16 protein-coding genes and 1 other RNA gene are annotated in these 20063 nt (G+C 71.4%); 6 read left to right on the top strand and 11 right to left on the bottom strand.

Features of this window, described 5'->3' with window-relative positions; genetic code table 11:
- The first annotated feature begins 13 nt into the window (after positions 1–13).
- Positions 14–1090, top strand: a complete 1077-nt coding sequence (locus DAI20_RS10215) for an NADH:flavin oxidoreductase/NADH oxidase (RefSeq protein ID WP_108250430.1) — start codon at positions 14–16, stop codon at positions 1088–1090.
- A 231-nt stretch (positions 1091–1321) separates the two neighbouring features.
- Here the strand turns inward: DAI20_RS10215 and DAI20_RS10210 are convergent, their stop codons facing one another.
- The 3 genes from DAI20_RS10210 to guaB1 form a co-directional block, all read right to left on the bottom strand.
- Entirely contained in the window at positions 1322–2365 is a 1044-nt protein-coding gene (locus DAI20_RS10210) for a hemolysin family protein (RefSeq protein WP_108250429.1), read from the bottom strand.
- Complete coding sequence (locus tag DAI20_RS10205) at positions 2358–3725, bottom strand: hemolysin family protein (protein WP_108250428.1); 1368 nt, start codon at positions 3723–3725, stop codon at positions 2358–2360. Before DAI20_RS10205 ends, DAI20_RS10210 begins: the two co-directional genes overlap by 8 nt.
- A 193-nt stretch (positions 3726–3918) precedes the next feature.
- Entirely contained in the window at positions 3919–5358 is a 1440-nt protein-coding gene (guaB1, locus tag DAI20_RS10200) for a GMP reductase (protein WP_108250427.1), read from the bottom strand.
- A 148-nt stretch (positions 5359–5506) separates the two neighbouring features.
- Here guaB1 and DAI20_RS10195 point away from each other — a divergent pair, with 148 nt between their 5' ends.
- Complete coding sequence (locus DAI20_RS10195; RefSeq protein WP_108250426.1) at positions 5507–9484, top strand: multifunctional oxoglutarate decarboxylase/oxoglutarate dehydrogenase thiamine pyrophosphate-binding subunit/dihydrolipoyllysine-residue succinyltransferase subunit; 3978 nt, start codon at positions 5507–5509, stop codon at positions 9482–9484.
- 72 nt (positions 9485–9556) lie between these two features.
- On the opposite strand, the gene DAI20_RS10190 is transcribed toward DAI20_RS10195, so the two are convergent.
- Together DAI20_RS10190 and DAI20_RS10185 are read right to left on the bottom strand one after the other, a co-directional pair.
- Complete coding sequence (locus tag DAI20_RS10190; protein WP_108250425.1) at positions 9557–10588, bottom strand: NAD(P)/FAD-dependent oxidoreductase; 1032 nt, start codon at positions 10586–10588, stop codon at positions 9557–9559.
- Positions 10589–10701: 113 nt separating this feature from the next.
- Positions 10702–11574: a class I SAM-dependent methyltransferase gene (locus DAI20_RS10185; RefSeq protein WP_108250424.1), complete on the bottom strand. Its 873-nt coding sequence runs from the start codon at positions 11572–11574 to the stop codon at positions 10702–10704.
- A 47-nt stretch (positions 11575–11621) separates the two neighbouring features.
- Here DAI20_RS10185 and DAI20_RS10180 point away from each other — a divergent pair, with 47 nt between their 5' ends.
- Positions 11622–12242: a helix-turn-helix domain-containing protein gene (locus DAI20_RS10180; protein WP_108250423.1), complete on the top strand. Its 621-nt coding sequence runs from the start codon at positions 11622–11624 to the stop codon at positions 12240–12242.
- On the opposite strand, the gene DAI20_RS10175 is transcribed toward DAI20_RS10180, so the two are convergent.
- From DAI20_RS10175 to DAI20_RS10165, 3 genes are all read right to left on the bottom strand, one after another.
- Positions 12239–12679: a GNAT family N-acetyltransferase gene (locus DAI20_RS10175; RefSeq protein WP_108250422.1), complete on the bottom strand. Its 441-nt coding sequence runs from the start codon at positions 12677–12679 to the stop codon at positions 12239–12241. The two genes, DAI20_RS10180 and DAI20_RS10175, sit on opposite strands and share 4 nt — an antisense overlap.
- A 66-nt stretch (positions 12680–12745) precedes the next feature.
- Positions 12746–12988, bottom strand: coding sequence for a zf-HC2 domain-containing protein (locus tag DAI20_RS10170; RefSeq protein WP_108250421.1), 243 nt, complete (start codon positions 12986–12988; stop codon positions 12746–12748).
- A complete protein-coding gene (locus tag DAI20_RS10165; RefSeq protein ID WP_205781409.1) occupies positions 12985–13632 on the bottom strand; it encodes a sigma-70 family RNA polymerase sigma factor in 648 nt (215 codons plus the stop codon). The genes DAI20_RS10170 and DAI20_RS10165 overlap by 4 nt, the downstream gene beginning before the upstream one ends.
- 110 nt (positions 13633–13742) lie before the next feature.
- Between DAI20_RS10165 and aroA the strand changes: the two genes are divergently transcribed.
- The 3 genes from aroA (at position 13743) to DAI20_RS10150 (ending at position 17096) form a co-directional block, all read left to right on the top strand.
- Complete coding sequence (aroA, locus tag DAI20_RS10160) at positions 13743–15146, top strand: 3-phosphoshikimate 1-carboxyvinyltransferase (protein ID WP_108250420.1); 1404 nt, start codon at positions 13743–13745, stop codon at positions 15144–15146.
- A 25-nt stretch (positions 15147–15171) separates the two neighbouring features.
- Positions 15172–16215 carry a ribosome small subunit-dependent GTPase A gene (rsgA, locus tag DAI20_RS10155; protein WP_108250419.1) on the top strand — a complete coding sequence of 348 codons (1044 nt, stop codon included), beginning with the start codon at positions 15172–15174 and terminating at the stop codon, positions 16213–16215.
- A 71-nt stretch (positions 16216–16286) separates the two neighbouring features.
- On the top strand, positions 16287–17096 hold the full coding sequence (locus DAI20_RS10150; protein ID WP_108250418.1) for an inositol monophosphatase family protein: 810 nt from the start codon (positions 16287–16289) through the stop codon (positions 17094–17096).
- A 126-nt stretch (positions 17097–17222) separates the two neighbouring features.
- Here the strand turns inward: DAI20_RS10150 and DAI20_RS10145 are convergent, their stop codons facing one another.
- The 3 genes from DAI20_RS10145 to ssrA all read right to left on the bottom strand — a co-directional run bounded on the left by DAI20_RS10145 (position 17223) and on the right by ssrA (position 20046).
- Entirely contained in the window at positions 17223–18719 is a 1497-nt protein-coding gene (locus DAI20_RS10145) for an MFS transporter (protein WP_108250417.1), read from the bottom strand.
- 12 nt (positions 18720–18731) lie between these two features.
- Positions 18732–19496: an SDR family oxidoreductase gene (locus DAI20_RS10140; protein WP_108250416.1), complete on the bottom strand. Its 765-nt coding sequence runs from the start codon at positions 19494–19496 to the stop codon at positions 18732–18734.
- A gap of 175 nt (positions 19497–19671) precedes the next feature.
- Positions 19672–20046: a transfer-messenger RNA gene (ssrA, locus tag DAI20_RS10135) on the bottom strand.
- Positions 20047–20063: the final 17 nt, after the last annotated feature.

Genomic DNA, 20063 nt, shown 5'->3' with positions numbered 1-20063 from the left:
CCAAGGAGCACGCATGCCCACTCCCGCCCTGTTCACCCCCATCACCCTCCGGTCGCTGACGCTGCGCAACCGCCTGTGGGTGGCGCCGATGTGCCAGTACTCCGTGTACGAGCGGGACGGCGTGCCGACCGCGTGGCACCTCGTGCACCTGGGGTCGTTCGCCAAGGGCGGCGCCGGCCTCATCCTCACCGAGGCGACCGCGGTCAGCCCGGAGGGGCGCATCTCCCCCGAGGACACCGGCATCTGGAACGACAGGCAGCGCGACGCCTGGCGCCCCGTCATCGACTTCGCGCACTCCCAGGGCAGCCCCATCGGCATCCAGCTCGCCCACGCGGGCCGCAAGGCGTCGACGTACTCCACCGGCGGGCACGGCACCGTTCCGGTGGCTGAGGGCGGCTGGCAGACCGTGGCCCCGTCGGCCATCGCCTTCCCGAACTACGACGAGCCCGTCGCGCTCGACGCGGACGGCGTCGACGCCGTCGTGGCGGACTTCGCGTCCGCGGCCCGGCGGTCGGTCGAGGCGGGCTTCGACACGGTCGAGATCCACGCCGCGCACGGCTACCTCCTGCACCAGTTCCTGTCCCCGCTCAGCAACGAGCGCACGGACGAGTACGGCGGCAGCCTGGAGAACCGCGCTCGGCTGCTGCTGCGCGTGATCTCGGCCGTCCGCGCGGAGATCGGCGAGGACATGCCGCTGCTCGTGCGCTTCTCCGCCACGGACTGGACCGAGGGCGGTTGGGACGAGGAGCAGACCGCCGTCGTGTCCGGCTGGTCCCGCGAGGCCGGGGCGGACTTCTTCGACATCTCCACGGGCGGCAACGTGTCCGCGCCCATCCCGCTCTCCCCCGGCTACCAGGTGCCGTTCGCCACGTACGTGCGGGAGCACGCGGGCGTTCCCGTCAGCGCGGTCGGGCTCATCACGACCGCGCAGCAGGCGGAGGACCTCGTGTCGTCGGGCGCCACCGACGTGGTCATGATGGCGCGGGAGCTGCTCCGCGACCCGCACTTCCCGCTGCGCGCGGCCCACGAGCTCGGCGCCGACCTGGACTACTGGCCGGCGCAGTACCTGCGCGCCAAGTGGGCCTCCTGATCCCCACCCGCCGACCCCGCTGAGTCCACGCCGCGAGACTCACGCCGCGGACCCCGCGCCCCGGACCCCATTCCGGATTCAGGCTCAGCTGCGACACGCCGCATCCCGGACCCCCGGAATGCGGCGTGTCGCGTTTTCAGCCTGAATCCGGAACACCGGATGCGTGGTGTGCCTGGATGCGGGTCGGACACCCTGAGACGCCCCGGCGACTCACCGCCCGGAGGAACGGGGTCAGGAGCGGCGGGTGGCGTCCTGGACCTCGCCGACCAGCTCCTCGATGATGTCCTCGAGGAACACGACGCCCGTGGTGCGCCCGTCCTCGTCGAAGCTCCGGGCGAGATGGGCGCCCGAGCGGCGCATGGTGGCCAGGGCGTCCTCGAGCTCGGTGGCCTCGTAGATCGAGACCAGCTGGCGCACGCGCTTGGCTGGAACGGGCTCGTCGAACTCGTCCTCGTCGTCCAGGTCGATGACGTCCTTGAGGTGAAGGTAGCCCACCGGCTCGCCTTCGTCGTTCACGAGGACGTAGCGCGAGAACCCGTTGCGCGCGACCGCGGCCTCGACCTGCGCCGGGGTCACGGACTCCGGCAGGCCGATCAGCTTGTCGAGGTCGATCGTCACGTCGTTGACGCGCTTGTTCGTGAACTCGAAGGCCGCGGTGAGCGCGCCCGCCGCGTCCTCGAGCACGCCCTCGCGGGTCGACTGGTCGACGATGTTCGCGACCTCGTCGATGGTGAACGCGCTCGCGGCCTCGTTCTTGGGCTCGACGCGGAACAGGCGCAGCACCGCGTTCGCCGTGGCGTTCAGCAGCACGATGATCGGCTTGAACACCCGGCCGACCCAGACGAGCGGCGGCGCGAGGATCAGGGCCGCGCGGTCCGGCACCGAGAACGAGATGTTCTTCGGCACCATCTCGCCGAGCACCACGTGCAAAAACGACACGAGCAGCAGGGCGATCACGAACGCGACCGTGGAGATGGCCTCCTCGGACAGCGGCGTGAGCGACAGCGGGATCTCGAGCAGGTGGTGGATCGCCGGCTCGGAGACGTTGAGGATGAGCAGCGAGCACACCGTGATGCCCAGCTGGCTCGTCGCCAGCATGAGCGTCGCGTGCTCCATGGCCCACAGCGTGGTCTTCGCGGCCTTGCTGCCCGCTTCGGCACGCGGCTCGATCTGCGAGCGGCGCGCGGAGATGACGCCGAACTCGGCGCCGACGAAGAAGGCGTTGAGCGCGAGCAGCACGACGAGTGCGGCGAGGCCGCCCCAGTAGCTATCCACGGGACTCCTCCCTGCGTCGCTTGACCTCGGCGGCCAGCTCGTCGACCGGACGGTCGTTCTCCGGCGGGGTCGGCGTCGGCGTGTAGCGGATGCGGTCGATGCGTCGTCCGTCGAGCCGCTCGACGCGGAGGGCGCCGCCCTCGATCGCGACCTCGTCGCCGACGACGGGCAGGCGGCCGATCTCGCTCATCACGAAGCCGGCGACCGTCTCGTACGGGCCGTCCTCGGGCACCGTGATGCCGGCGCGGTCGAGCAGCTCGTCCGGCCGCAGCATGCCGGGGAACGTCGTGTACCCGCGGCCGCGGACGACGTCGGCCCGCGCGCGGTCGTGCTCGTCCATCAGCTCGCCGACGAGCTCCTCGACGAGGTCCTCGAGGGTCGCGACGCCGGCGGTGCCGCCGTACTCGTCGACCACGATGGCCATCTGGTAGCCGCGGCCGCGGAGCTCGCCGAGCATGGAGTCGAGCTTCATGGTCTCCGGGACCCGCACGGGCTCGGTCTGCAGCGCGGAGGCGGGCACGAGCGCGCGCTTGGCGCGCGGCACGGCGACCGCCTGCTTGACGTGCACGAGGCCGACGATGTCGTCGACGTCGTGGTCGACGACCGGGAACCGGGAGTAGCCGGTGCTCTTGGCGAGGTCGATCACGTCCTGGGCGGAGTCGCCGCGCTCGACGGTGGCCACCCGCAGGCGGGGCGTCATGACGTCCGCGGCGGTGTGCGCACTGAACATGAGCGTGCGGTCGAGCAGCACGGCGGTGTCGGCCTCCAGGAGCCCCTCCATGGCGGAGCGGCGCACGAGGGAGGACAGCTCCTCTGCCGTGCGGGCACCGGAGAGCTCCTCCTTCGGCTCGATGCCGAGGAGGCGCAGGATGCCGTTCGCGCTGTTGTTGAGCAGCAGCACGGCGGGCTTGAACACCGTCGTGAACAGCACCTGGAACGGGATGACGATCTTGGCGGTGTGCCGGGGCAGCGCGAGGGCGAAGTTCTTGGGCACGAGCTCGCCGATCACCATGGACAGCAGGGTCGCGATGAAGATCGCGAGCACGGTGCCGATCCCGGGCAGCACGGCCTCGGGCACGCCGAGCGCCTCCATCGGCGCGCGCAGCAGCGTGCTGATCGCGGGCTCCATGGTGTAGCCGGTGAGCAGCGTCGTCAGGGTGATGCCGAGCTGGGCGCTCGAGAGGTGCGTCGAGGTGATGCGCAGGGCGCCGATGGTGGGGCCGAGGCCCTTCTCACCCCGGGCCTCGCGGGCCTCGAGGTCCGACCGGTCGAGGTTGACGAGCGCGAACTCGGATGCGACGAAGAAGCCCGTGCCCACCGTGAGGAGGAGGCCGACGCCGAGGAGGATCCACTCATACATGGCGGCCTCCCGATCGGGTCATCGGGGGAAGAGGAAGGAGGGGCAGGCACGGCGCCGAATGGAACGGCGCCGACGTACTGGGAGGAGGGTCGTCCATTATTCGGCCCAGTGTAGTCATGCCCCGGCTGGGAAGCCTCCCCGCGGAGAGCGCTCGATCGCGGCGCGGAACCACCCGACCGAGTCCGACGCCACCTCACCAGGAGACCGGCAGCGCCTTGCCCTCCTCGTAGCCCGCGGCCGACTGGATGCCGACGAGGGCACGCTCGTGGAACTCGTCCACGCTCGACGCGCCCGCGTAGGTGAAGGAGCTGCGCACCCCGGACGTGATCATGTCGAGCAGGTCCTCGACGGACGGGCGCTGCGGGTCGAGGTAGATGCGGGAGCTCGAGATGCCCTCGGCGAACAGCGTCTTGCGGGCGAGCTCGTAGGGGTCGAGCCGGCCGAACCGCTCCTGCACGGCCTTGGTCGACGCCATTCCCCAGCTCTCCTTGTAGTGCCGCCCGTCGTCGTCGGTGACGATGATGCCGGGCGCCTCGATCGTGCCGGCGAACCAGGAGCCGACCATGACCGACGCCGCCCCGGCGGCGAGCGCGAGCGCCACGTCGCGCGGGTAGCGCACGCCGCCGTCGGCCCAGACGTGCGCGCCGGCGGCGCGTGCCGCCTCTGCCGTCTCGAGCACCGCGGAGAACTGGGGACGACCGACGGCCGTCATCATGCGCGTCGTGCACATGGCACCCGGGCCGACGCCGACCTTCAGGATGTCCGCACCCACCTCGACGAGCGCCTTCACCGCGTCGGCCGTCACGACGTTGCCCGCCACGATCGGCTGCGACAGCCCGAGCGCCTTCACGGCGGCGATGGCCTCGAGCATGCCGCGCTGGTAGCCGTGCGCCGTGTCGAGCACGAGCACGTCGACGCCCGCGGACGCCAGGGCCTTCGCCTTGGCGGCGACGTCGCCGTTGATGCCGACCGCGGCCGCGACGAGCAGCCGGCCGGATGCGTCGACGGCGGGCGCGTAGAGCGTCGAGCGCAGCGCGCTCTTGCGGCTCAGCGTGCCAATCACCTGGCCGTGGTGCAGCACCGGGGCGAAGTCGACGCCGGCGTCGGTCATCAGCCGGAAGGCGTCGCGCGCGCTCGTGACGTCGTCCGCGTCCAGCGCGGTCAGCGCGCCGTGCAGCAGGTCGCCGAGCCGCGCGTCCGGCAGAGCGGTGCCGAGCCGGGACGCCTCGATGCAGCCGACGTACCGGTCGCGCTCGTCGTGCAGCACGATCCCGTGGCCGGGCACGGCGGGCAGCTTCGTGAGCGCCGTCGCCACGGTCTCGTCCGGGCGGAGGATCAACGGGGTGTCGTAGGCGACGGGCTGGTCCTTCACCCACCGGATTGCGGCGTCGAGGTCCTGCAGGTGCATGTCCTGCGGCAGCACGCCGAGTCCGCCGCGCCGGGCGAGCGACGCGGCGAGGCGCGGCCCGGTGACCGAGTTCATGTTCGCGGACACGATGGGGATCTGTGCGCCCGTGCCGTCGTTCGGCGCCAGCGAGACGTTGAGCCTGCTTCCGACGTCCGAGTGGCTCGGGACGAGGAAGACGTCCGAGTAGGTGAGGTCGTGTCGTGGCCTGGTCTCGTAGAACCGCATGGATCCAACGCTACTTCCTGGACTTCCTGGACGTTCCGGGCGAGGCGCCTTTGCCGGAAGGTTTAGGCTTGTCAGTTGGAGAGAGTGGGGCGGATCAGGGCTGATCCGTTCACCGGGATTAACGAAGCGAGAGAGTGGGCGAGCGGCTGTGTCGAGCCAATTGACCGGGACCGGAACAGAGGATGCCACCGCCGCCGAGTTCGGTGTGAACGAGTGGCTCGTGGACGAGATGTACGAGCGTTTCACGGTGGACAGGAACTCCGTCGATCGGTCCTGGTGGCCGATCCTCGAGAATTACACGCCGCAGAACCACGACGCCGCCATGGCGTCGGAGGCCGGCGTGGACACCGGCGACGGCGGGGCGGGTGCGACGGCGGACACGCCGGCGAGCACGAGCACCGCCACCGCCCCTGCGGCCGTCGGGGCTCCCGCGGATGCCCCCTCCGGCAAGGAGGGGAACGTCGCGACCGGCGCGAGCCAGGACACGACCCGCCGCGAGACCGAGATCGACAGCGACGTCGAGCCGCAGATCCCGGTCGAGGTCGCGCCGGACACGGCGACCGACGGCCCCGTCGCAGGCAACGCCGACGCGGCCGCATCCGCCGCCGCGGCGGCGAGCGACCCGATCGCTCCCGTGACGCCGAACCAGCCGACCGCCCGCACCACGTCCGTCGCCGCGAAGGCCCAGCCGATCCCGGCGGAGGCGCCCTCGACGTCGCAGAAGAGGTCGGCGACCGAGCAGGCCGCCCCCGTGGCCGAGGACGTCGTCACGCCGCTGCGCGGCATGGCGAAGAGCCTCGCGACCAACATGGACGCGAGCCTCACCATCCCGACGGCCACGAGCGTGCGCACGGTCCCGGCGAAGCTGATGATCGACAACCGCATCGTCATCAACAACCACCTGAAGCGCGCCCGCGGCGGCAAGGTGTCCTTCACCCACCTCATCGGCTGGGCGCTCGTCCAGGCGCTGAAGGACTTCCCGAGCCAGAACGTCTACTACGACGAGGTCAACGGCAAGCCGTCGGTGGTCGCGCCCGCCCACGTGAACCTCGGCCTCGCGATCGACATCCCGAAGCCGGACGGCACCCGCGCCCTGCTCGTGCCGAGCATCAAGCGCGCCGACACCATGACCTTCGGCGAGTACCTCTCCGCCTACGAGGAGCTGGTGCGCAAGGCCCGGGGCAACAAGCTCACCGCGGAGGACTTCCAGGGCACGACGATCTCCCTCACCAACCCGGGCGGCATCGGCACCGTGCACTCGGTGCCGCGCCTCATGCGCGGCCAGGGCTCGATCATCGGCGCCGGTGCCCTCGAGTACCCGGCCGAGTTCCAGGGCGCGTCGCAGCAGACCCTGAACGAGCTGGCCATCGGCAAGACCATCACGCTCACCTCGACCTACGACCACCGCGTCATCCAGGGCGCCGGGTCGGGCGAGTTCCTCAAGGTCGTGCACGAGCTGCTCACCGGCAAGCGCGACTTCTACGAGAACATCTTCGCGGCCCTGCGCATCCCCTACGCCCCGATCCACTGGGCGCCGGACATTCATGTCGACCTCTCCGAGCGCATCAACAAGACGGCGCGCGTGCACGAGCTGATCAACGCCTATCGCGTCCGCGGCCACCTGATGGCCGACGTCGACCCGCTCGAGTACCGCCAGCGCAGCCACCCGGACCTCGACATCGAGACCCACGGGCTGACGTTCTGGGACCTGGACCGCGAGTTCGTCACGGCGGGCTTCGGCGGCAAGCGCCAGGCGGCGCTGCGCGATATCCTCGGCGTGCTGCGCGACTCCTACTGCCGCACGACCGGCATCGAGTACATGCACATCCAGGACCCGGCGCAGCGCCAGTGGTTCCAGGAGCGCGTCGAGGTGCCCTACACGAAGCCCACGCACGACGAGCAGATGCGCATCCTGCGCAAGCTCAACGAGGCCGAGGCCTTCGAGACCTTCCTGCAGACCAAGTACGTCGGCCAGAAGCGCTTCAGCCTCGAGGGCGGCGAGTCCACCATCTCGCTGCTCGACACGATCCTGCAGGCCGCCGCCGAGGAGGGTCTCGACGAGGCCGCCATCGGCATGGCGCACCGCGGCCGCCTCAACGTGCTCACGAACATCGCGGGCAAGACGTACGGCCAGATCTTCCGCGAGTTCGAGGGCACCCAGGACCCGCGCACGGTCCAGGGCTCGGGCGACGTGAAGTACCACCTCGGCACCGAGGGCACGTTCCGCGGCGCCAACGGCGAGGAGATGCCGGTGTACCTCGCCGCGAACCCCTCGCACCTCGAGGCGGTCAACGGCGTGCTCGAGGGCATCGTGCGGGCGAAGCAGGACCGGAAGCCCGTCGGCACCTTCCCCGTGCTGCCCATCCTCATCCACGGCGACGCGTCGATGGCGGGACAGGGCGTCGTCTTCGAGACGCTGCAGCTCTCCCAGCTGCGGGCGTACCGCACGGGTGGCACCGTGCACATCGTCATCAACAACCAGGTGGGATTCACGACCCCTCCGACCGAGTCCCGCTCGTCGGTGTACTCGACGGACATCGCCAAGAGCATCCAGGCGCCCGTGCTGCACGTGAACGGCGACGACCCGGAGGCCGTGGCCCGGGTGGCGAACCTCGCGTTCCGCTACCGCCAGGAGTTCAAGCGCGACATCGTCATCGACCTCATCTGCTACCGCAGGCGCGGCCACAACGAGGGCGACGACCCGTCGATGACCCAGCCGCTGATGTACAACCTCATCGAGGCGAAGCGCTCCGTCCGCAAGCTGTACACCGAGGCGCTCGTCGGCCGTGGTGACATCACGCAGGACGAGTACGAGGCCGCGCACCGCGACTTCCAGGACCGCCTCGAGCGCGCGTTCGCGGAGACCCACGCCGCGCAGACCGCGTCCATCCCGATCACCGTCGGCGACGACGGCGCGATCGCCGACCTCGAGCGCCCCGACTCGCAGCAGGACGACGCCTCGGGCGAGCCCGAGAGCACCGCCATCTCGGAGTCGACGCTCGCCGCGATCGGCGACGCGCACGAGAACCCGCCCGCGGGCTTCACCATCCACCCGAAGCTGCAGGCGCTCATGCGCAAGCGCGTCGAGATGAGCCGCAACGGCGGCATCGACTGGTCCTTCGGCGAGCTCGCGGCGATCGGCTCGCTGCTCGTCGAGGGCACGCCGGTGCGCCTCGTCGGCCAGGACGCCAGGCGCGGCACGTTCGTGCAGCGGCACGCCGTGCTGCACGACCGGCAGAACGGGCAGGAGTTCCTCCCGCTCGCCAACCTGTCCGAGAAGCAGGCGAAGTTCTGGGTCTACGACTCGCTGCTCAGCGAGTACGCGGCCATGGGCTTCGAGTACGGCTACTCCGTGGAGCGGGCGGACGCCCTCGTGCTGTGGGAGGCGCAGTTCGGCGACTTCGCCAACGGCGCCCAGACCATCATCGACGAGTTCATCTCGTCCGCCGAGCAGAAGTGGGGCCAGCGCTCCTCCGTCGTGCTGCTGCTGCCGCACGGCTACGAGGGCCAGGGACCGGACCACTCGTCCGGCCGCATCGAGCGCTACCTCCAGCTGTGCGCCGAGAACAACATGACCGTGGCCCGGCCGTCGACGCCCGCATCGTACTTCCACCTGCTGCGCCGCCAGGCGTACGCGCGCCCGCGCCGCCCGCTCGTGGTCTTCACGCCGAAGGCCATGCTGCGGCTCCGCGGCGCGACCAGCGCGGTCGCCGACTTCACGACCGGCCGCTTCGAGCCCGTCCTCGACGACCGCCGGGTGCCGGACAAGGGTGCCGTGCGCCGCGTGCTGCTGCACGCGGGCAAGCTGCACTACGACCTGCTCGGCGAGCTCGAGAAGCGCCAGGACACCTCCGTCGCCCTCGTGCGCATGGAGCAGTTCTACCCGCTGCCCGCGGACCAGCTGAAGAGCGTCGTGGACCAGTACCCGAACGCCGAGCTCGTCTGGGTGCAGGAGGAGCCGGAGAACCAGGGCGCCTGGCCGTTCATGTGCATGGAGGGGACCAAGGCCCTCGGCGGCCGGGAGCTGAAGGTCGTGTCCCGCCCCGCCGCCGCCTCCCCCGCCGCCGGCTCGGCGAAGCGCCACGGCCGCGAGCAGGAGCAGCTCATCAATCGCGCGCTGGCGTAAGCGCAACGCACGTCACGACGACGGAGCCGGGTCCACGAGGACCCGGCTCCGTCGTCGTTGTGCCGGACAGGCTCAGCGCGACGGGACCACGGAATCGAGGCCGTGCCTGCGGTCGCCGAGCAGGCGCTGCGTCTGGCGAGCCTCGGCCGCCGCGGAGAACGGCGCGCGCCGGGCCTGCACGGCCGCGGCCACGTCCTCCATCATCAGGTCCCCGTGGATCGCGGCGCCCGTGCTCGTGCCCGCTGCAGCGGACACCGCGACGGTGGCGGTGAGGTCCGCCGAGTTGCCCGCCACCCACACGCCGGGCACGTCGGTGCGGCCGCCGGGGCCCGCGGGCACGAAGACTCCCGTCGGCTGGCGGGTCAACTCGCCGCCGAGCTGCTCGTAGAGCTCGCCCCGGGCGACGAAGCGCGGGGCGACGACGAGCGCATCCTGATCGAACACGTGCCCGTCCTCGAGGACCACGGAACGGAGGGCGTCCCCCTCCGCGCGCAGCTCCCGCACGGTGCCCCGCACGACGCGGACGCCGAGCGCGGCGAGCTGCTCCCAGGCCTCGTCGTCCGGCTCCGGCATGGTGTGCAGGAACAGGGTGACGTTCTCGCTCAGCCGGCGGAACAGGAGCACCTGATGCAGGTTCTGCGGGATCGTGCCGAGCACGCCGATCCGGCGCCCGCGGACCTCCCAGCCGTGGCAGAAGGGGCAGTGCAGCACGCTCCTCCCCCAGAGCGGGCGGAGGCCCGGAAGGTCCGGCAGCTCGTCCACGAGCCCGGTGGCGAGGAGCATGCGGCGCGCGCGGACGGTCGCGCCGTCGGCGAGGCCCACCTCGATGCCGCCGTCGACGTGTCGCGCGGAAACGGCTCGCCCGGGCAAGATCCTGGCGCCGTAGCCCTCGGCCTCGGCGCGGCCCGCCGTGAGCAGGTCGAGGGGCGGCACGCCCTCCCGGCCGAGCAGGTTGTGGGCGCCCGCGGCGGTCGCGTTGCGCGGCTCGCCGGCGTCGACGACGAGGACGGAGCGGAGCGAGCGCGCGAGCATGACCGCGGCGGCGAGGCCGGCCGGGCCACCGCCGATCACGACGACGTCCGTGCTGTGGTCTGGTGCGTTCATGGGGTTCCTCCTGAAGGTGCTGGGATGCGGAAAAGGCGGACGGCGCGGCGTCGGGTGCGCCGCGTCCGGTCATCGGGGGTGGGACGGGGACGGGTCGGGTCAGGGTCGGCGGGTCAGGGTCGGCGGGCGGCCCAGGCGGTCCTGGTCGTGCGGATCGTGACGTCTCCGGACGAGAGCGGCGCGTCCGCTCCCCGAGCGGCGAGCAGCGCGTCGAGGGTCGCCAGATCCGGCGCGCCGAGGCGCTCCTGCAGGCCCGAGCGGATCCGCTCGAGGTACAGGCGGACGTACCGGCCGACGCCGGGCGAGCCCGGACGCGCCGTGGCGGTGAAGGTGCGCCGGTCGACGAGCGGGAGGCCCACCTCCGCGAGCGGCAGGCCCCAGTCGACCTCGGCGTCCCCCCGCAGCGTGCGTTCCGCGTCGCGCAGGCGCGCTGCGAAAGCGGGCTCGAGCCCGGCGGCGGGCCCGAAGGCGAAACGCGCCGGTCCGGCGGACTCGAGGATCACGACGAGCCCGCCCGGGCGGAGCGCGGTGCGCACGTCGTCGAGCACCCGCCCCGGGTCGGCCACCTCGTGCAGGGCCGAGGACGACCAGACGAGGTCGACCGGTCCGAGCGCGGGCCAGGCCACGTCGACGTCCGCCTCGAGGGTGCGCACCCGGTCGGACGATGCCGTTCCCCGGGCGGTGTCCTCGATGCGGCGGAGCATCGTGGCCGTACGGTCGAGCGCCACCACGTCGGCGGACGGGAAGCGCGCGGCGAGGGCGAAGGCGCCGACGCCGGTCCCCGCCCCGAGGTCGACGACCGTCCGCGGCGGTGCGGCCGCGAGGGCGGACGCCCACAGGGTCGCCTCGCCCAGATAGGAGCCGAGGACGGCCGCGTCGAGGTCGAGCAGCTCGGCGAGGCTTTCGGTCAGTCCGCGGTGCACAGGGCCATGAGCGCACCCGTGATCGTGCCCGGGATGGCGGGTGGAGGGAAGCGGATGGGTCATGCCTCCACGGTAGGCGCGCTATGCGTCAGAGACATACACTATTGCGTATGACGCAAGAGCCTAATCTCGACGCCCTCATCCGCCGGCGCATCCGCGGGCTCCGCATCGGGCGGGGGTGGTCGCTCGACACCCTCGCCGCGCGCTGCTTCCTCAGCCCGTCGACGCTCAGCCGCATCGAGACGGGCCACCGCCGGATCGCGCTCGACCAGCTCGTTCCCATCGCCCGGGCGCTCGGCACCACCCTCGACGACCTCATCGAGTCTGCGGAGGAGGAGGACGTCGTGATCCGTCCCGAGCCGGACTCCGAACCGGGGCTCACGACCTGGCTGCTCTCCCGCGAGGGCACCCTGAACGGCGTGACGGTGGCGAAGATGCGCATCACGCCGGAGCGGGCACGGGGCGACGACGAGCTGGGCGTGCACCCGGGACACGACTGGTTCACCGTGCTCTCCGGCACCGCCGAGCTGCGGCTCGGCGAGCGGTCCATCCTCGTGCACACGGGGCACGCGGCGCAGTTCTCGACGATGGTGCCGCACGCCATCCGTGCGCACGGTGGCCCGGTGGAGATCCTCACGATCGTCGACCACGACGGGGAGCGCGCGCACCTGCACCCCGGCGCGGGCAGGACGAAGCCACCCGGCGCAGGGAAAGCGCGTCCGGGCGGCTAGCCGAGCTTGAAGAAGCGCAGGCCCGCGGCGTGGTAGCCGCGGCGCGCGTAGAAGCGGGACACGCTGTCGACGGCGGCGGCGGACGTCGCGAAGAAGCGGATCGCCCCCTGCGCCCGCGCCCACTTCTCGAAGTGCAGCACGAGGTCGGAGCCGATGCCGACGCCGTGGCTGCCCTCACGCACGACGAGGATGATGAGCTGAGCCTGCGGCGCGTCGTCGTTGAAGCCCCACATCACCTGACCGCCGGCGAGGCCGACGATCTCGCCGGACTCGTTGCGCACGACCCAGTTCTCGTGACCGGCGTCGGCCTTCATCCGGGCGATGCGGCGCGCGACCTGCTCGGTCGTGGCGTTGTAGCCGAGCAGGGCGAGCAGTTCGACGATGACCTCGAGGTCCCCGTTAGAGGGGACGCCGAGCGGTTCGATGGCATTGGTCACTGCAGAAACCTACCGCAGCCCGCAGCCCTCCCCGACGCCGTCGTCGGGACGCCCAGGGAAAGCGGGTCAGTGGGCGCTCTGCATCGTGCGCAGAGTGCTCAGCACCTGGACCCGCAGGTCCTCGGGAGCAGTCTCCTTGCACGCGCGCTGCACGACCTCGGTCAGCACCTCGCCCACCCGGAGCTCTGCCTTGCAGTCGGGGCAGTTCTCCATGTGCTCGCGGATGTCCGCCGCGTCCTCCTTGCGGAGTTCGTGGTGGAGATACTCCTCGAGGTCCTTCTTGGCCTTGTCACAGCCGCAGTCGGTCATTTCTTCACTCCAGTAAGGCGCTTGGAGGCGGGAGCGTGCACACGCACGCCCCGCTCCTTGGCATAGTCGGTGAGCTTGTCCCGAAGAAGGCGGCGACCGCGGTGAAGGCGGCTCATCACGGTGCCGACAGGCGTCTTCATGATGTCGGCGATCTCCTGGTAGGAGAAGCCTTCGACGTCCGCCAGGTACACGGCCAGCCGGAAGTCCTCGGGTATGGACTGCAGCGCATCCTTGACCGCGGTGTCCGGCAGGTGATCGATGGCCTCGGCCTCGGCCGAGCGCGTGGTCGTCGACGTGGCCGACTCCGCACCGCCCAGCTGCCAGTCCTCGAGCTCGTCGATGGTGCCGTTGTAGGGGTCGCGCTGCTTCTTGCGATAGGTGTTGATGAACGTGTTGGTGAGGATGCGGTACAGCCACGCCTTCAGGTTCGTGCCCTGCTGGAACTGTCCGAACGCGGAGTAGGCCTTCACGAAGGTCTCCTGGACCAGGTCCTGGGCGTCAGCGGGGTTCCGGGTCATGCGCAGCCCGGCGGCGTACAGCTGGTCGAGGTAGGGCAGAGCCTGCTCCTCGAAGAGCGCACGATTGTCGGGCAGCACCGTCTCGTTCGGGGCGTCTGCAGAAGCGCTCTCGTCACTGGTAGTCATCAGCGGCAATTCTAGCTTCGACAGGTCCGTGTCGGCTGGGGCCGTCATCGTCGCGAGCACACTCCTCCTCTCCCCTCCCGAATGTCCCGGGCCGGTAGTGTTAGCAACCGATGGAGATATTCAGGTATTCCGGACCGCAGTTCAATCCCTACGACGACGGGGCGAACGGCGAGATCGTGGGCGACGACGGTCCCTGGGCGGCGCCGGTCGCCGCCGGGCCGCTGAACGCCCGCCTGCAGATCCCCGGCTCGAAGAGCCTGACTAACCGCGAGCTCGTGCTGTCCGCCCTCGCCGACGCACCCTCTCGGCTTCGCGCCCCGCTGCACTCGCGCGATACCGCGCTCATGGTGCAGGCGCTCCGGTCCCTCGGCGTCGGCATCGCCGAGGAGCAGGGCACGGGCGAGTACGGCCCCGACCTCGTGGTCACCCCCGGGCCGCTCGAGGGTGGCACGTCGATCGACTGCGGCCTCGCCGGCACCGTCATGCGCTTCCTTCCGCCGCTCGCGGCGCTCGCCCTCGGCCCGGTGACGTTCGACGGCGACCCGTCCGCGCGCCGTCGGCCCATGCGCACCACCGTCCAGGCGCTCCGGGCGCTCGGCGTCGACGTGAACGACGACGGCCGGGGCACCCTGCCGTTCAGCCTCTACGGCACCGGCGCTGTTGAGGGCGGCGAGCTCGAGATCGACGCGTCGAGCTCGAGTCAGTTCGTGTCCGCCCTGCTGATGGTCGCGCCGCGGTTCGAGCGCGGCCTCGTCCTGCGGCACACCGGCGACTCCCTGCCGAGCATCGCGCACATCGACATGACGATCGCGGCGCTGGCCGAGCGCGGCGTGACGGTGGAGACGCCGGAGCCCGGCACCTGGGTGGTGCCGCACACTCCGATCCGGGCCAGGGACGTCACCATCGAGCCCGACCTCAGCAACGCGGCTCCCTTCCTCGCGGCGGCGCTCGTGGCCGGCGGCTCGGTGACCATCGAGAACTGGCCCGAGCACACGACCCAGGTCGGCGGCGAGGTGCCCGGCATCCTCGAGCGGATGGGCGGGCGCTCGTCCTTCGCGCCGACGGGGCACGGCGCGGGCGACCTGACGGTCACCGGCTCCGGGCGCATCGCCGGCCTCGACCTGGACAACGCGAGCGAGCTCGCCCCCACCATCGCCGCCGTCGCGGCGCTCGCCGACGGCCCGACCCGGCTGACCGGCATCGCCCACCTGCGCGGTCACGAGACGGACCGGCTCGCGGCGCTCGCCACCGAGATCAACGGCCTCGGCGGCGCGGTCACGGAGACCGACGGCGGGCTCGAGATCTCCCCCGCCCCGCTGCACGGCGGTCCCTGGCGCAGCTACGAGGACCACCGCATGGCCACGGCCGGCGCGATCATCGGCCTCGCGGTCGACGGCGTGCTCGTGGACGACATCGCCACGACGGCCAAGACGCTGCCCCAGTTCCCGGAGCTGTGGCTCGGTCCCCTCCTCGGGCGCACCCCCGCCGCCGTCGACCCGCTGAGCCTGCTGTGATCCGGCGCGAACGGAACGCCGCGCGATGAGCTGGCTCACGGGACTCGACGAGGACGACGAGTACGAGGAGTACGACGAGTCGGCCGTGCGCACGCGGCCGAACCCCAAGGGGAACCGGCCGCGGACCAAGACGCGGCCCGGGCACGCTGAGGCCATCCCCGGCCGGGTGACCACCATGGATCGCGGCAGGTACGGCGTGCTCGTCGGCGAGGGGACGCCGGACGAGCACGAGCTCACGGCGACCAAGGCCCGCGAGCTCGGGCGCAACTCGGTCGTGACGAACGACGTGGTCGAGCTCGTCGGCGACACGAGCGGCGCCGAGGGCAGCCTCTCCCGCATCGTGCGCATCCTGCCCCGGACGACGCTGCTGCGGCGCAGCGCGGACGACACGGACGCCGTCGAGCGCGTCATCGTCGCGAACGCCGACCAGATGCTCATCGTCGTGGCCGCGGCGAACCCCGAGCCGCGCACGCGACTCGTCGACCGCTACCTCGTCGCCGCCTTCGACGCGGGCATCACCCCGCTGCTCTGCATCACCAAGACCGACCTCGCGGACCCCGAGGACTTCCTCCGCAACTTCGCGGGCCTGGACATCGAGGTGTTCCGCAGCGCGGAGGGCGCCGTGCCGGTGGACGAGATCCGCTCGCGGCTGCTCGGGCACACGACCGTGACGGTCGGGCACTCGGGTGTCGGCAAGTCGACCCTCGTCAACGCGCTCGTGCCCGGCGCGCACCGGGCGATCGGCCGGGTCAACACCGTCACCGGGCGGGGCAGGCACACCTCGTCGTCGACGCTGTCGTTCCGCATGCGCGAGGGCGAGGAGAGCGGCTGGATCATCGACACCCCCGGCGTGCGGTCCTTCGGCCTCGGCCACGTCGACGTCGCGAACGTGCTCAAGTCGTTCCCGGATCTCGACGCCATCGCGGAGGACTGCCCGCGGGGGTGCACGCACATGCCCGACGCCCCGGACTGCGCGATCATGGAGCGCGTCGCGGAGGGCGAGCTCGGCGACGTCGGCCGCGCCCGGCTGGACTCGCTGCAGCGGCTGCTCGGCACGCTGCGGTCCTGACGCCGGTCGAACCCGCGCGACCGGCCCGCCCCGCCGACGGGCGGCCCGCCGCCACTCGGTAGGGTGCATAGGTGGCCTCCGATCACCTCTACTCGCTCCAGTCCGACCTCCGCCTCGCGCGCGACCTCGCCGACATGGCGGACGAGATCACCCGGAGCCGGTTCCGCGCCGTCGACCTCGTGGTCAGCACCAAGCCGGACACGACGCACGTCACGGACGCGGATCAGGCGGTCGAGCGGGCCATCCGGGGCGCCCTCGCCGACTCCCGGCCCGGCGACGCGATCCTCGGCGAGGAGTACGGCACGCAGGGCGACGCCCGCCGGCAGTGGATCATCGACCCCATCGACGGCACCGCGAACTTCCTGCGCGGCGTGCCCGTGTGGGGCACCCTCGTCGCCCTCGCCGTCGATCGCGTGCCGGTCGTCGGCGTCGTGAGCTCGCCCGCGCTCGGCAAGCGCTGGTGGGCTGCGAAGGGGCTCGGCGCGTACGTCGACGACGCGCTGGGCTCGCCCACCGGACGGCACGAGCGACGCATCTCGGTCTCGGGCGTGCGGGACCTGGCCGACGCGTCCATCAGCTACGGCAGCATGCAGCAGTGGGACGAGGCGGGCCGCCTCGACGCCCTCATCGGGCTCGCCCGGAAGGTGTGGCGCACGCGCGCCTACGGCGACATGTGGTCGTACATGCTGCTCGCCGAGGGGCTGCTCGACGTCGCGAGCGAGTACGACCTGAAGCCCTACGACATGGCGGCGCTCGTGCCGATCGTCGAGGAGGCCGGTGGCCGGTTCACCTCGGTGGACGGGCACGAGGGTCCCTGGCACGGCAGCGCGCTCGCGACGAACGGCCTGCTCCACGACGCGGTCCTCCGCGCCCTCTCGTGACCCGCCCCGCACCATCCGCTGAGGTGCCCACTTCGGACCCGAAATCGCGGGTTTCGGGTCCGTTTCGGGCACCTCACGGGAGAGTTCAGGGGGTTCGAGGGGGTTGGAGGGGGTTGGAGGGGGCGGTCAGGCGGGCTGGGGTGCCGGGGCCCGGCGGCGGGCCCGCCGGCGCGCCCGCAGGTCGAAGAGGCCCACGAGCAGGGCGACCGAGATGAGCGCGAGCGCCACGAGGAAGCCGTTGCGGAACCCGTCGTGGTACACCGCGAGCTCCCGCCCGCCGCGCTCGCTGTACAGCGTCGCATAGAAGGTCGAGGTCGCGACGGCGACGCCCATGGCCGTGCCGACGCGCTGCCCGACCTGGGCCATGGAGCCCGCGACGCCGCCCTGCGTCACCGGCACCTCGGCGAGCGTCAGAGTCTGATTCGGCGAGACGACCATGCCGCCGCCGACCCCGGCGACGAACATGCCGCCCGCCATCGCGACCAGGGTGTACTCCGGCGGCGTGAGGATGCCGAGCAGCAGCACCAAGGCGAAGCCGGCGATCACGATCACCAGGCCGAGCACGACGAGCTTGCGGCCGTGCCGGTCGACGAGCCGCCCGCTGATGTACGCGCTCACCGCGGACGCGAGGGCGAAGGGGATGCTGACCATTCCGGCGAAGACGGGCTCGATGTCGAGCCCCTGCTGCAGGTACAGGGTCGTGAGCAGGAAGATCGCCGGGATCGCACCGAAGTACGCCGTCGCCAGCAGGATCCCGTTGCGGTACGAGCCGCGGGCGAAGAGGGCGAAGTGCAGCACGGGCGACTTGCCGAGCGCGGAGTAGTGCCGCTCCCAGGCGATGAACGCGGCCGTGGCCGCCGCGAACCCGACGAGCCAGAACCAGCGGCGCGGGTCGTCGTCCGGCCCGCCGGTGGTGAGCAGGAACGGGAGCATGAGGCTGAACACGGCCATGCCGAGCAGCACGATGCCCACTGGATCGAGCTGCATGGCCGCCGCGTCGCGGCGCTGGGTGTGCGGCAGCAGCCGGATGGCGAAGATCAGCGCGAGAAGACCGAGCGGGATGTTCATCCAGAACAGGAGCCGCCAACCGTCCGTCGGCCCGCCGACCGCGATGAGCAGACCGCCGAGCGTCGGGCCGAACGCGGTGGAGATGCCGATGGTCGCGCCGAAGAGCCCGAACGCGCGACCGCGCTCCTTCGGCTCGAACAGCTGCTGGATGAGGCCGAGCACCTGCGGCATCTGGATGCCGGCGGCGACACCCTGCAGGATGCGGGAGACGACGAGCACCTCGACGCTCGGCGCTAGCGCGCAGGCGAGGCTGGCCAGCGTGAAGAGGCTGAGGCCGATCACGAACATGAGCCGGCGCGACCGGATGTCGCCGAGGCGACCCGCGGGCACGAGGGCGAGGCCGAACGCGAGCGCGTAGCCGGCGACGATCAGCTGCAGCTCCGTGGGACCCGCGCCCAGCGACTCCTCGATCGAGGGGAGCCCGACGTTGACCTTCGACAGGTCGAGGATGGTGAGCGCGGCGACTCCGACGCAGACCCAGTAGGCCTGCCACCTCCCGCGTTCGCTGACCCCACCCGGCTTCGGATTCTCTGCTGGTGCGGGTGAGGAGGTCATCGAGACCCGAGTCTATTCCTGGCCCCCTGGGCGCTGCCGGGCGAGGAACTGGGCGAAGCTCTCCCCCGCGACCACGGCGCCGGGACCGGCGAGGTGATCGCCGCGGCGGAACGCGGCGCCGACCCGCCCCGGGACGCGGACCCGGAGCACCTGCGCGTGGGATCGACGGGCGGCGAGCGACAGCCGCATGAGGTCCTCGGCCGTCTGCGCGACCGGCCCCGCGAGGTCCGGCTGGCGCCCCGTCGCGCCCGAGTCGACGAGCTCGGCGAGGCGGGTGGCCACGGCGTCGAGCGACACCGGCTGGGCGGATGTCTCCGCCGGCACGACGGCGACCGGCCCCACCGTACACTTGCGCAGCATCTCCTCCACGAAGTCGTGGAACTGCGTGGCCCGCTGGATGGCCGCGGGCACGTCGGAGCGCTCGACCCGGTACTCGACGGCCCGCTTGACCCGGTAGTACGAGTAGGGGTGATGGTCGATTCCGACGATGGACACGTGCACCAGCCTCGCGCCGACCTCCCGGATGCCGGACAGCAGGTGGTCCGCGGCGACGATGTCGTCGTGGCCGCCGACGTGGCTGGCCGCATGCACGACGACCTCGGCGCCCTCGAGGGCCTCCCGCACGCCGACGCCGGTGAACAGGTCGCCCACGAGGCGATCCGGCTCCCCGTCGCGCGGACTGCGGCTCAGGACGACCGTGTCGTGGCCTCGCCGTCGCAGCTCAGGCACTAGCACGCGGCCGAGCCGCCCCGTCCCACCCGTTACGAGAACCCTCACGGCTGCTTCTCCCCGCTCTGCCGGGACCGGTCCGCGTCGCCGACCCTCGGCTCGACCCTAGCGGGCGGGGTGCCGGGCCTCCAGAGGAGGGAACGACGAAGGGGACGCATCCGTCGGATGCGTCCCCTGCGTCGTTCTATTCGTGCCTGCAACTACTCAGTGCGACAGTGGCCGGTTGTGGAGATGGGGGGAATTGAACCCCCGTCCATCGCTGTAATTCCGAGCCTTCTACGGGTGTATCCAGTACAGGCGTTCTACTCGGCCCCGACCTTTGCTACTGGCAACTAGGTCGACGGGCCCAGCCCTGGTGCAAGTCCCTTCGCGCCCCAAGGCGTAACGCGAAAGCGAGCTCTCTAGCTGACGCCAGTACCCGGGTAGAGAGCATTCCCGGGCTGACGGACCTACTTAGTGCTTCGCTTAAGCAGCGAGAGCGAGGTCAGTGCGCTTAGTATTGGCACTTATTTTTTTGCGAAGAGCGTTTACGAGATAACTTCGCATCCTCGACCCGCTTCTCCCAGTTTTGCAGGCAATGTCGAAACCGATCATCCCCATGCGCACTTGGTGAAG

The organism is Planctomonas deserti (assembly GCF_003067705.1).
GTDB classification, from domain to species: domain Bacteria; phylum Actinomycetota; class Actinomycetes; order Actinomycetales; family Microbacteriaceae; genus Planctomonas; species Planctomonas deserti.
The sequence above is the reverse complement of the archived record's forward strand: the minus strand, read 5'-3'. Positions and strand labels throughout refer to the sequence as shown.

Excerpts from the sequence above, each read along its gene's own strand:
- DAI20_RS10145 (WP_108250417.1), bottom strand. The coding sequence starts at position 18,719 with ATGACCTCCTCACCCGCACCAGCAGAGAATCCGAAGCCGGGTGGGGTC.
- DAI20_RS10180 (WP_108250423.1), top strand. The coding sequence starts at position 11,622 with ATGACGCAAGAGCCTAATCTCGACGCCCTCATCCGCCGGCGCATCCGC.
- DAI20_RS10205 (WP_108250428.1), bottom strand. The coding sequence starts at position 3,725 with ATGTATGAGTGGATCCTCCTCGGCGTCGGCCTCCTCCTCACGGTGGGC.
- rsgA (WP_108250419.1), top strand. The coding sequence starts at position 15,172 with ATGAGCTGGCTCACGGGACTCGACGAGGACGACGAGTACGAGGAGTAC.
- DAI20_RS10170 (WP_108250421.1), bottom strand. The coding sequence starts at position 12,988 with ATGACCGACTGCGGCTGTGACAAGGCCAAGAAGGACCTCGAGGAGTAT.
- DAI20_RS10185 (WP_108250424.1), bottom strand. The coding sequence starts at position 11,574 with ATGACCCATCCGCTTCCCTCCACCCGCCATCCCGGGCACGATCACGGG.
- DAI20_RS10215 (WP_108250430.1), top strand. The coding sequence starts at position 14 with ATGCCCACTCCCGCCCTGTTCACCCCCATCACCCTCCGGTCGCTGACG.
- DAI20_RS10165 (WP_205781409.1), bottom strand. The coding sequence starts at position 13,632 with ATGACTACCAGTGACGAGAGCGCTTCTGCAGACGCCCCGAACGAGACG.
- guaB1 (WP_108250427.1), bottom strand. The coding sequence starts at position 5,358 with ATGCGGTTCTACGAGACCAGGCCACGACACGACCTCACCTACTCGGAC.
- DAI20_RS10190 (WP_108250425.1), bottom strand. The coding sequence starts at position 10,588 with ATGAACGCACCAGACCACAGCACGGACGTCGTCGTGATCGGCGGTGGC.
- aroA (WP_108250420.1), top strand. The coding sequence starts at position 13,743 with ATGGAGATATTCAGGTATTCCGGACCGCAGTTCAATCCCTACGACGAC.